The organism is Poseidonibacter antarcticus (assembly GCF_003667345.1).
GTDB lineage: Bacteria > Campylobacterota > Campylobacteria > Campylobacterales > Arcobacteraceae > Poseidonibacter > Poseidonibacter antarcticus.
Map to the genome: position 1 here is coordinate 105,442 of NZ_RCWF01000006.1, position 11,385 is coordinate 116,826.

At 26.0% G+C, this 11,385-nt stretch carries 11 protein-coding genes; 4 read left to right on the plus strand and 7 right to left on the minus strand.

All coding sequences use genetic code 11. The features are described from left to right. Positions 1-52: 52 nt before the first annotated feature. Genes D9T19_RS08885 through D9T19_RS08895 form a run of 3 tightly spaced genes read right to left on the minus strand, consistent with a single transcriptional unit; the run spans position 53 to position 2,557 of the window. Entirely contained in the window at positions 53-844 is a 792-nt protein-coding gene (locus D9T19_RS08885; RefSeq protein WP_121627884.1) for an AraC family transcriptional regulator, read from the minus strand. A gap of 52 nt (positions 845-896) precedes the next feature. After that, positions 897-2,177, minus strand: a complete 1,281-nt coding sequence (nhaA, locus tag D9T19_RS08890) for a Na+/H+ antiporter NhaA (RefSeq protein WP_121627885.1) — start codon at positions 2,175-2,177, stop codon at positions 897-899. Between the two features lie 5 nt (positions 2,178-2,182). Beyond that, a complete protein-coding gene (locus D9T19_RS08895) occupies positions 2,183-2,557 on the minus strand; it encodes a Fur family transcriptional regulator (protein ID WP_121627886.1) in 375 nt (124 codons plus the stop codon). A 122-nt stretch (positions 2,558-2,679) separates the two neighbouring features. On the opposite strand from D9T19_RS08895, the gene D9T19_RS08900 reads away from it, so the two are divergent. Next, positions 2,680-3,606, plus strand: coding sequence for a metal ABC transporter solute-binding protein, Zn/Mn family (locus tag D9T19_RS08900; protein WP_121627887.1), 927 nt, complete (start codon positions 2,680-2,682; stop codon positions 3,604-3,606). Beyond that, positions 3,607-5,058, plus strand: a complete 1,452-nt coding sequence (locus tag D9T19_RS08905; RefSeq protein WP_121627888.1) for a HoxN/HupN/NixA family nickel/cobalt transporter — start codon at positions 3,607-3,609, stop codon at positions 5,056-5,058. A gap of 50 nt (positions 5,059-5,108) precedes the next feature. On the opposite strand, the gene D9T19_RS08910 is transcribed toward D9T19_RS08905, so the two are convergent. Beyond that, the gene (locus D9T19_RS08910) at positions 5,109-6,215 is read right to left on the minus strand and encodes an OprD family porin (protein WP_121627889.1); all 1,107 of its coding nucleotides are present in this window, start codon (positions 6,213-6,215) and stop codon (positions 5,109-5,111) included. A gap of 340 nt (positions 6,216-6,555) precedes the next feature. Here D9T19_RS08910 and D9T19_RS08915 point away from each other — a divergent pair, with 340 nt between their 5' ends. Next, complete coding sequence (locus tag D9T19_RS08915) at positions 6,556-7,155, plus strand: c-type cytochrome (RefSeq protein WP_121627890.1); 600 nt, start codon at positions 6,556-6,558, stop codon at positions 7,153-7,155. 244 nt (positions 7,156-7,399) lie between these two features. On the opposite strand, the gene D9T19_RS08920 is transcribed toward D9T19_RS08915, so the two are convergent. From D9T19_RS08920 to D9T19_RS08930, 3 genes are all read right to left on the minus strand, one after another. Then, on the minus strand, positions 7,400-8,896 hold the full coding sequence (locus D9T19_RS08920) for a PLP-dependent transferase (protein ID WP_121627891.1): 1,497 nt from the start codon (positions 8,894-8,896) through the stop codon (positions 7,400-7,402). A gap of 18 nt (positions 8,897-8,914) precedes the next feature. After that, positions 8,915-10,066, minus strand: coding sequence for a trans-sulfuration enzyme family protein (locus D9T19_RS08925; protein ID WP_121627892.1), 1,152 nt, complete (start codon positions 10,064-10,066; stop codon positions 8,915-8,917). A gap of 128 nt (positions 10,067-10,194) precedes the next feature. Continuing rightward, the gene (locus D9T19_RS08930) at positions 10,195-10,956 is read right to left on the minus strand and encodes a 3'-5' exonuclease (protein ID WP_121627893.1); all 762 of its coding nucleotides are present in this window, start codon (positions 10,954-10,956) and stop codon (positions 10,195-10,197) included. A 119-nt stretch (positions 10,957-11,075) separates the two neighbouring features. Here D9T19_RS08930 and D9T19_RS08935 point away from each other — a divergent pair, with 119 nt between their 5' ends. After that, positions 11,076-11,378 (plus strand): monooxygenase, encoded by a 303-nt coding sequence (locus tag D9T19_RS08935; RefSeq protein WP_121627894.1) that lies wholly within the window; start codon positions 11,076-11,078, stop codon positions 11,376-11,378. Positions 11,379-11,385: the final 7 nt, after the last annotated feature.

Consider the following 11,385-nt stretch of genomic DNA (forward strand, 5'->3'; position numbering starts at 1 on the left):
TCTTTCAATTTATCAATTTTATAGTAGGAGTTTAGTATAAAAGAAAAATAAATTATAGAATAATATTGCTATTCTTTTGTAATAATGAAGGTGTATATCCAAAATATTTTTTGAAATTTCTTGCAAAATGAGATTGGTCATTAAAACCAACTTGAATGCTAGCTTCACTTATAGAAAGCCCACTTTGTATTAAACTATTTGCTCGATTTAATCTCTCATTTACAATAAAAGCGTGAGGAGTTAAGCCAAACTCTTTTTTAAATAATCTTAAAAAGTGATATTTACTAAGGTTTACATTTGAAGCTAGATTTTCTAAAGTGAATTTTGTATCAATCGAGTCATTTATAAATTCATATGTATCTTTAATTATTTTTTTATCTTCAAAAATATCTTTGTATGATTTTGTATATATTACAGAAGTTAAAATCAAATTTGATAAGGCATCAATTAAATTACTTTCAATTAAAATATCATCTTCTCTACTAAAATATGAGTTAAAAAAAGTATGAAGTTTTAAAAATAGTAGTTTATTATCAATTATATGTCTTCTAAAATAGGGTATCTTTTTTTCTAGAAATATTTGTTCATAAAGATCTGTCATTACTTCTGTAGTTGGATAAAAGTTTACATGAGACCAATCTTTAGATTCTCCGGCATGTACTTCTCCAGGGTTATTTATTCTTATTGAATATTCATAAGATTCATAAGATTCATATGAATTATAAGATTTTAAAACACCTTTATATGTTAATCCTATTGTATATGTATCATGATAATGTTTAGTAAAATTTTTTGTTGAATGTGTAACATTTTCAAAAAGAATATTATGTAATAATTTTGACATAAGTGATTATATCTAAAAGAAAAAAAAGAGTATCAAAAAAGTATAGAATTAACTATACTTTTTTTAATCTTAGAATTAATATAACACCAACTATTGCTGCAATAAATGAAGCTGCAAAAACTCCTAGTTTAACTGCTGCAATTATATTTTCATCTAAAAAGGCTAAGTGCGTGATGAAAATTGACATTGTAAATCCAATTCCACCTAAAAATCCAACTGCTATTACTTCAGCCCATGAAATATTATCAGGTTTTTTAATTATATTTAATTTTGTTGCAAGATAGGTAAATCCAAATATTCCTATTGGTTTTCCAATTATCAGACCAAATACTACACCTAAAACAATCATTAAGTTTGCACTTACTGTTGAAAAATCAATTAAAACACCTGCATTTGAAAAAGCGAATAAAGGCATAATAATAAAGGCTGAAAGACCATGTAAATCATGTTCTAATCGTACAAGTGGGTTTTGAACTTTATCATAGTTATATCTAATATTTTCAAGTGAATCTATTTGATGATGGTTTAAAATAGGTTCAGGAGTTATATGCCCCTCAAACTCATCTACATCGTCTCTAATTTCTTTAACAAACTTTTTATCATTTAGTTTTGATCCAATTGGAATAGCAAAAGCTAGTAAAACTCCTGCAATTGTTGCATGAATTCCTATTGCGTGAATATATACCCATAAGGCAACACCAAGTACTAAGTATGGTAAAAGTTTAGTAACACCTTTAAAGTTTAAAGCCCAGATTAAGGCATAAACAATAAGAGCAGGTAAAAAGTATTGAGTTTGAATATCGCTTGTATAAACAGTTGCTACAACTAAAATTGCACCTAAATCATCAACAACAGCAAGGGCAACTAAAAATAGTTTTAATGCAGGATTTACTCTTGATCCTAAAAGCATTAAAATACCAAGTGCAAAAGCAATATCCGTAGCCATTGGAATACCAAATCCTAATGGATTATCAGGATTAAGTCCTACATAAATAAGTGCAGGGATTATCATCCCTCCAATTGCAGCAATAATAGGAAAAGATGCTTTTGCTACAGATGAAAGTTCACCAATTAGCATTTCTCTTTTTATTTCAAGTCCAACCATTAAGAAAAATAATGCCATTAATGCATCATCAATCCAATATGTTAAAGTCATTGAAATTTTTAAATCACCTATATTAATTCCTAATGGAAGATGCCATAAATCATAATAAGCTTGTCCATAACTTGAATTAGCAACAATTACAGCTGCAATTGTTGCAACAAAAAGTAAAATTCCACTCAATGCTTCTTTATTTATAAATTGATTTAATGCAACCAAATTTTTTAACATCTATTTTATCCTTTATTTTTTAAACATTTAGGGCAAATACCCTTTATAATAATATTATCTACTTGATAATTTGCAAGATCAAAATCAAGTTTTTCATGTATACATTCTATTGCTGAACAGCTAGTACAAATAAAGTGAGAATGCATAGTTTTTTGAATCTCAAAATATCTTTTTTTATCATTTGATTCAAAAGAATTTATTATATTCTCTTCTTCGAACTTTGTTATATTTCTATAAAAAGTTGCTTTATCCATTGAAAGTTTATCTTTTATATCTTCATAAGACAAAGGTTTATCTGAATTAATTAGTATTTCAAGTATAACTTTTCTCGCACTAGTTAATTTTATATTTTTTTTATTCGTTAATTCTTCTATGTTCATATAATATTATATCTTTTTTTGTTTAAAGTTCTTTTACAACTAAGTTGCATTAAAGAAAATATTCATTAAAATTCAGATAAAGCAACTAAGTTGCAAATTTTAAAAAAAAGATTAGGGAAAAAATGAATAAGTTAATATTAGTAGTTTTAATGATGTTTACATCATTATATGCAGTGAAAAAAGATGTAACGGTAAGTATTGTTCCTCAAAAATATTTTGTAGAAAAAATAGCTGGGGATAAAATAAATGTAAATGTAATGGTTAAAGAAGGTTTCTCACCTGCTACATATGAGCCAAAAACTTCACAAATGAAGAAATTATCAAATTCAAGTATTTATTTTGCAATTGGTGTACCTTTTGAGCATATTTGGCTTGATAAATTTAAGAATGCAAATAAAAATATGCTAATTGTTCACACAGATGATGGAATTGAGAAACTTAAAATGTTAAAACATTCACATCATGAAGAAGAACATCACGATGATGAAGCTCACGATGATCACGAAGGACATGAGCATGAAGCATCTCATGAAGCATCTCATGAAGGACATAATCATGAAGACGGATTAGATCCACATATTTGGAATGACCCAATTTTAGTAAAAAAACAAGCTACAAATATTTATCAAGCTTTAATAAAAATTGATAATGAAAATAGTGCATTTTATAAAACAAACTATGAAAACTTTTTAAAAGAATTAGATATTTTAGATGAAAAAATTTCAAAAATATTAAAACCTTATGAACATAAAGCTTTTATGGTATTTCATCCATCTTGGGGATATTTTGCAAAAAGATATTCTTTAGAACAAGTTGCTATTGAATCAGAAGGGAAAGAACCTAAACCAAAAGAATTAGTAGAATTAATCAAAGATGCTGCTGAACATAAAGTAAAAATAGTATTTGTAGCTCCTCAATTTTCACAAAAAAGTGCAAAGATTATAGCTGATAATATAAAAGGAAATGTTCTTATTATTGACCCATTAGTTGCTAATTGGGATACAAATCTTATATATACTGCTGAAAAAATTGCTAATACTTATAAGTAGATGATTAGATTTCTAATTATATTTATATTATTTAAGAGTGTCCTTTTAGGATGCTCTTTATGCTCTATTTATTCTCCTCGAACTGACATTTCAATTAACATAAATGCTAATAAAGATTTTATAAAAGATGCAACTTTTAAATGGACTTTTTCTAAAGAATTTAGTGATGAATTAATTCAATTATATGATGCTGACCTTGATGGCAAATTTAATGAAAAAGAACTTAAACCTATTGAAAATTCTTTATTAGTATATATTGAACCTCTAAATTATCTAACTTTTTTATCATATTCAAATGTAATTGAAGAAGAAAGTAAGATTTTAGATGTTAAAAATTATAAATTGTCATTTAAAAACAATATTTTATCCTTTGAATATTTTGTAAATTTAAATTATAAGATTGTAGATAAAAATAAACTTTATATTCGTATTCATGATGAATCAGGTTATTTCTCAATATTTTATGATGAAATGAATCAAACATTTACAATTCCTTATAACTTTAAAAAAGATATTACAGAAAATACTATTACATATACTATTAATGATTCTTCAATAAATAGTGAAAAGATTAAAAAAGAAGAAAAAGAGTTAATCTCAAATACATTCAAAGAAGAAAATCTTGAAAAAGTGGATGATAATAAAAGAGAATTAAAACCTCTTGATAAATTTGTTCAAAAAATAAAAGAGTCTTTATTAGAAATTGAAAAAGGTGAAGATAAATATGCAATATTCTTTTTACTTTTTGCATCTTTTATTTATGGGGTAATTCATGCTTTAGGACCAGGTCATGGAAAAGCTTTAGCATTTTCATATTTTAGTTCAAGAAAAAGTTCTTATTCTCAAGCTTTTGTAATATCATTTTTTACTGCATTTATTCATATTGTTGGTGCTTTGGTATTAGTTAGTATTTCTATTTTTATTATTGAGGGTATTTTTAGCAGTTTCCTAGATGATTCAATTACATATATTACTAAAACATCAGCAGTTTTAATAATGCTTTTATCTTTATATATTTTATATAGAAAACTAAAAAAGAAGTCTTGTGCTTGTAGTGCTTGTAATATTCCTGATACAAAAAATCAAATGTTTTCGACATCAGCTACAAAATCAAATTTTGTATTTAAGAATTCTAATAATATTCATACACAAACTAAGAATAAAAATGAAAATCTATTTTTTGTATTAACAGCTGGTTTAATTCCTTGTCCTGGAACGGTGATATTATTTGTTTATGCATTTATTTTAGAGACTTACTTTTCAGTATTTTTAGCTAGTATTTTTATTAGTTTAGGTATGGGAGTAGTGATTTTTGCTTCGTCATTTTTAGGTGTTTCTTTACATAAGGTATCTGCAAAATCTTCTAAGTTTACAAATATTTTAGAAATAGCTTCTCCAATATTTATGTTTTTCTTAGGACTTTTCCTCTTGCTAAATTGGCAAACAATATAAAAAAAGCTTAGGAATTTAATCCTAAGCTTTTATAATAAAAAGGTTTTTTACTAGAATAACCAAAGAATATTAGCTCTTCCTAAAGTTTCATCTTCTAATCCATCAACTTCTAATTGTCCCATTCTAACATATGCGCTAAGACCTTTTGTAATTTGGTATTTAACTGTTGCATACATTTCTTTTTCATCTGCTGCTGATTCTATTTCCATATCTGCATAAGTTGCAGAAAGATTTACTTCAGGTATTATATCAACATTTAATCCAACTTTTGTTAATTTTGCATCTTTTTTCCCTAATAGACTTACTTTCCAACCTTGTAAGTTTAAAGAAGCATCATCGTCATATGTAACCCAACCACCTTCTTCGTTTGTTTCTCCATATGCTACTTCTGCACCAACAATTCCATATTTAGCTTTAACTCCAGCTTTCCATAAACTTTGGTCATCATCTATTCCATCAATATCAGCAGCTGTATATCTTGCAAATGGTGTAATCATTCCATTCCCAACTTTAATATTACCTTTTAATCCAATTGTATATGAATCATATCTATCTTCCATTGTTGTATACCAAGCATCAACAGATAGCGCTCCTATATTTGTACTAGCTCCTATATTTACATAAGACTCTCCACCATCAATAGCAGTAGTCCCTGGGAATAATCCAACTGCATCACCTAATTCGAAGTTTGTATTTGCAAAATAAGCAGCTGTTAAATTCACATTTCCAAGTTTAGTTGTTACACTAACACCATTAGCTTCAGATGTTGCTGTTGCTGGATCATATACAACTGTATATGGTGTATCAACACCTTGTTTACCTGCAGCAATAGAAGTGTTTTTGATTCCTGTATATGTAAAGTAATTATATACCATTAATAAGCTTGAATAATCTGCTGATCCATTAGTAGGATCAATTTCTAAATTTGCTCCTGCAAACATATAACTAATATCATCAGTTAATTTACCACTAGCACCTAGTACTTCTTTATGTGTATAGCTTGAACCTTTTGTATCACTATCATCATATCTTACTTGTGCATAACCGAATACATCAAAATTACTTGCAACTTCTGTTAAAGTATTGGCACTCACATTTGAAGAAAATCCTGCTAATGTTGCTGCAGCTACAAGACTCATTTTTACAAATTTTTTCATTTCTTATTCCTTAAATAAATAATTTTTTGTCAATAAATAAAAAGTTATTTTTTAGATTTACCTTTAAAAATATAACTTTTATTATGAAAACATCAGGAAAGTTTACATGCTTATTTTTAAAGTTTCCTTAGTGCTATACTCAAGCTATAAAGCCCATAACTAAGGCTATATTTGTGCTATACTAGTGCTATATTCAGGCTATAAAAATCTTATTTTTCGTCTTTTTTTATTATAAAATCCCTATATTTGAAGAATATTATAAAAATAATTTATTTAAAAAGAAAATTTAAAAATTTTATGATAATATCATTTAATAAATATTTTAAAGGAGAAATAAAATATGAATAATTTATCAAAAATTGTTTTATTAGCTACATTTTCAACATTAGGGTTTTCAGAGGTTACAGTTTGTTTTAAGAAAAATCTTCAAGATATGACAAAGATTGAAGAAACAAAATTAGATGGTGGTTTATGTAAAGGAGATAAAAATCAAAATGAGATGATTGAAAATGGATGGAAACTTCTTAATCTTAAAATTACAAATGATGATTATCTTTTTGTTTTTAAAAAAAATGAGTTAGCTATAAAAGAAGAAACAAAAAGTTCTTTGAAAAAAGAAATAATAGTTGAGCTTGAAAATAAAAAGAAAAAAGAAGTAGAAATTACAGAAAAAGAAATAAAAGAGAAAAAATATAACAAAGGTGAAAAAATTTATACTAATAAATGTTCTTCATGTCATGGAATTAAAGGTGAAACAAAGATTTTAAATACAACATCTTTAAATTTAATTGATTTAGAGCAATTTAAAACAGCTATTAAAGGTTATAAAGTAGGTTCTTATAATTTAGGAAATGGATCTGAAATGAAACCTTATGCTATAGGTTATACATCAAATGATGTTGAAGATATTTATGAATATATAAACAAAATAAATAAGTAATAAAAATAGAACATATTAGGAGTATATGTTCTATTTTAAATTAAATTCTTTTTACATAAACTGTCCAAAAATCGCAAAAAATCAAAACACGTTATATTATAAGAAAATAAAAAGGGATAAAATATCATAAGATTAGCAACTTAGATATTTCGTAATGAAAGTATACTTTTATATTATAGCCCTCATATAGCCAAGAGCTAATTTTTTTATAAATTGTAGAATTTTCTTTTTTTATCCTATTTTTCTATCTTTCTAATCTTTTAAATTCATTAATAATATCATCAATGTTTTCACAACCAACGGAAATACGAAGTAAGTCAATTGGAAGTTCAATTTCTTCTAAAAATTTATTTCCTTCTTTACTTGAAACTAAATCCCAATGAGCTAAATAAGTATAAGGCATAAGAAGTGTAAATTCAGTTCCTAAGCTTGGACCTTTTGCAAAGTTTAAGTTGTCATATATATCTTTAAAAGCTTTTGTAAATGTTACAGATACAATTCCTGTTAAGCTATTATCATCACACATTGTTTGTGAATAGTTTTCCTTATTTTCATCGCTTAAACAATAATAAACTTCTTTTATATAAGAACAAGTCTTGAAGTATGCAACTAATTGTTTTGTATTTGTAGATATTTTTTTCACTCTTTTTTCATAATCTTTTATCTCAAAAGCAAGTCTTTGAATATCTTGTATATAAACAGGTTCACAATGTTTGAAAAATTCATAATTCATATGTGAAAGATTATGTTTCTTATTTAAAATAATTGCACCCATTAAAACATCTGCATTTCCACAGGCAAACTTTGTAAGTGATTCTACAAAAATATCTGCATAGTTTGTTAAATCAAGATTATAAGGTGTTGCAAAAGTTGTATCTATTACTAATGGAATATTATATGTATCACATAAGCTTCTTAATCTTTTAATATCAACAGTTTTAAGTAGTGGATTAGTTGGCATTTCTGTAATTATTGCACTTACTTTATTTCCATCTATTTTTAAATAATCTTCTAATAAATCAAGATTTAAAATATCTGTAAATACCTTTGATTGATTATAATGATGATTTACAATATTCATAGTATCAAGATAAAGCCATCCAAATTGAACTAATATTGTTCTTGCATTATGATTTTGAATTGAATTTAGACCTCGTATAACTCCATAAATTGCATTCATTCCAGAAGGTGTTAAACATACATTTTTAGAAGGTTGATTATAAGCATTTGCCAAAGTATTGATTACAATATCTTTTGCTACTTTTTTATCTTCAAGTTCTTCTTTATGAATAGAATCTAATAATCCTAAATCAAAAAGGTAGTTTTGAGCAAATCTTGAAGATAAATTACATCCAACGTGTTGAATATATGTTAGAACCTTTTGAAGTTGACAAGTGCCTTTTTGAACTAAAATAACTCCAAAAGGCTCATTTACTTCAATTTTATTGTGAATAAAATATTTATCACTAATTAACTCAACTGCTTTTGTTGAAGATAAAATTACAACTTCAAAATCATCACAAACCTTATATTTATCTTTTATATAAAGTGCAAGTTTTTTTAAATATGGATGTAGCACAAATCTTGGATAAGCACTTTTTACTTTTTCCAATATTTCTGGTGTTTGTTTTTCATAACCAATAACATCATGAAGTGTAGGCATTGAAACAGAAACCGCATGTATATTGTTTACAGGTAATGTTTCTCCACAATCTATATGTTCAAATTTTTTTTTGTTCATTTGTTTTTTTCTTACTTTTTATTTTATTGCTTGTTCTATATCTTTTATTAAATCTTCAACATTTTCTAATCCAATAGACAATCTAACTGTACTATCACTAATTCCAATTGCTGCTAATTCTTCTTTTGAGAATGTTGCATGAGAAATTTTTGCAGGAATTTCTACTCTTGAATCTGGACTACCAAATGAACATTTTTCACCAAAGATTTTTGTTTTTTCAATAAATTGTTCGGCTAATTTAACGCTTTTAAAATCAACACAAAATAGTCCTGGAATATAATCCATTTGCTCATTTGCCAAATCGTGTTGAGGGTGTGATTTTAAACTAGGGTGTGTAACTTTTACAATATAGTCTTGATCTTCTAAATATTGTGCAATGATAATTGAGTTTTTTTCATGTTCTTGCATTCGCACTTTAAGTGTTGGAATTCCTAGTGTGATTAAATACACATCCATAGGATTTTGGCTTCTTCCACCTGCATTTGCATAGTAGTGAATCTCTTTTGCTAATTCTTGTGTTTTTGCAACAATTGCACCAGCAACAACTGCTCCATGACCTGAAATATATTTTGTAGTTGAAAATAGTGAAAAATCTGCACCTAATTTTAAAGGTCTTTGAGAAATAAATGTTGCAAGAGAGTTATCAACTGCAAATAGTGCATTATTTTCTTTTGCTAATGCACCTACTTTTTTTAAATCAATGATTTTTAATCCAGGATTTGTAGGACTTTCACATAAAACTAAATCAATTGGATTATTTTTTAGAATATCTTCAATTTTATCAAAGTCTAAAAAGTCTGCAAAATGAACTGTAACATTATACTTTTCTTTAAATATTTTAAGTAATCTAAATGTTCCACCATAACAATCAGCTTCTACTAAAATATGAGAATTTGCTTTTAACACAGTTTCAAAAAGAAGTGCAACAGAAGCAATACCTGTATGAGTACAAACACAACCAGCACCACCTTCAACTTCAGTAAAAAGGTTTTCTAATGTTTCTCTTGTTGGATTATCACTTCTTGTGTAGTCATAAATTTTATCACCATCTTGTTTTTTTAAATCAAATGTTCCTGTATTGTAAATAGGAAAGTGAGAAGCTCCTGTTTGTTCTTTAAATGGTGCAAATTTTGCAATATGGCTTAATGATGTTTCTACATGTTTTTTCATAAAGTGTCCTAATTGTTATTGTAATTTTTCATGATTATATCTAAGTTTTAATAAGAGTTAAAATGATGAAAAAAGAAGTATTAATTTTTCTAATACTAGAGTAAAATAGTTTGATTTAAATTATGACATCAAATTATATTTTTTTGATTATTCTCAATTTCAAGTGTATCAAAAGTAAATTTTATATCTATATCTAATTCAACATTCTTTTTCATCCAATTTATATAATCTATATCATTATTATAAATATCACTTATTTTTTTGCCTTTATATTTACCATATTTAAAAATATTTAGAAGAATTGGTGTTTTAGTAAATTCTTGCATTTTATCTATAATATTGTCATTTGGAAACTTTTCTTTTGTTAGTATTTGAAGTTTTGAAAATAATAGTTTAGTAACTAATACATCACCAATTGCTGTATGTTCTTTCATAACAACGCCATATTTAATTGCTTCGTTTTCTTCATCTTCATATAATTTAAGTGAATATCTAAGATATGGAAGAGCTTTAGATCTATCTTCTGCTAAAAGATGTTTAGCAACTCTTAGCGTATCAATAATTTTAAAATTACACTCAAATCCTTCTTTTTCTAACATGCTTAAGTCAAATGGCATATTATGTGCGACTAAATAGTTTTTATCATTATTTAATTCAAGAAGTCTTTTATAAAATTGTGTTTGAGTAAATTTACATTTCTTTTCTATCATCTCTTGTGTGATTTTATGAATAAGGGTAGCTTCCATTTTTATAGGAACATCAGTACTACAAAGCTCGTCTAAAACTTGTATTTCACCTTTATTATCAATAATCATTGCCGCAACTTCTATGATTCTATCTTCTTTATAAAATCCAGTAGTTTCAGTATCAAATATTATAAATTTTGGCATATGTTATTCCTTAATTATTAGCTTTGATTGAATTCTTTTATATTATACATCAGAAAATAGTAGAATTTTTTTTATTTTTATAATATAATTTTGGAAATAAAAAATAATAAGGAAATAAAATGAAATATCTTTTACAGATAGATTTTCCCTTTAGTGGACCATTTAATGAAGAATTCTTTGAATCTATGAAAGATTTAGCTCAAGATATTGCACAAGAAGAAGGTTTAATATCTAAGATTTGGACTGAGAATGAAGAGACTAAAGAAGCAGGTGGAATTTATGTATTTGATAACTTAAATGATGCAAACAGATATTTACAAAAACATACTAAAAGATTAGAATCTTTTGGTTTTACAAATATAAGAGCAAAAATCTTTAAAATAAATGAGGAATTAAGTTCAATCTGTAAAGCTAATTTTTAATTAAAAT